Annotated in this window: 1 protein-coding gene; it reads left to right on the top strand. The window is 55.0% G+C overall.

Going from position 1 to position 578, the window contains the following annotated elements; all coding sequences use genetic code 11:
• Nucleotides 1-153, top strand: a 153-nt coding sequence (locus IG168_RS20410; protein ID WP_193166449.1) for a transposase, incomplete at its 5' end; no start/stop codon positions are given.
• Nucleotides 154-578: the final 425 nt, after the last annotated feature.

The following is a 578-nucleotide window of genomic DNA, read 5'->3' as shown; positions in this document are numbered from 1 at the left end:
GGCTTCTGGAAGCTGTTCAAGAACTCAGTCCGCAGCACGCACATTCACGTGTCGCGGAAGTACATGGATCGGTATCTGAACGAGTTTACGTTCCGGTCGAACCATCGTCAGATGGAGAATGCGATGTTCGATCTCCTGATTGGCGCGGTTTGACAGCCGTGGCCACCACGGATTCAAAAGCGGACCGATCCGCAACAGCGCCGAGCACCTCTTCCTGCCGGATGAAGTCTTCTAAGCGATCCGCGTCCAGGGCCTCGCGTAAGGATAAGCGTTCCCGTTCCATTGCCAATCAATGTCCCCTCGTCTTCGTTGAATGGGAAGACAGTGCACAGCCTACATCAAGTTGGGGGTTTCTGTCCGATTTTGAACCGGGCTCGGCTGTTCGGTGCGCTTCCGTGGGTTGGCTGATTTATGACGGTGAAGACGTTAAGGCGCTTGCGCCAAACATGGGCGCCTTCAACAGCGGGGACAGCGTGCAGGTTTCTGGCGTAATGCGCATCCCAACACGCTGCATCCTCAGACTTACAGAGATTGAGGAGCCACACACTACCAAGTCAATCTGACAGAAGCTCCTTCAT

It is taken from the genome of Microbulbifer hainanensis (genome assembly GCF_014904735.1).
GTDB lineage: Bacteria > Pseudomonadota > Gammaproteobacteria > Pseudomonadales > Cellvibrionaceae > Microbulbifer > Microbulbifer hainanensis.
The sequence above is the reverse complement of the archived record's forward strand: the minus strand, read 5'-3'. Positions and strand labels throughout refer to the sequence as shown.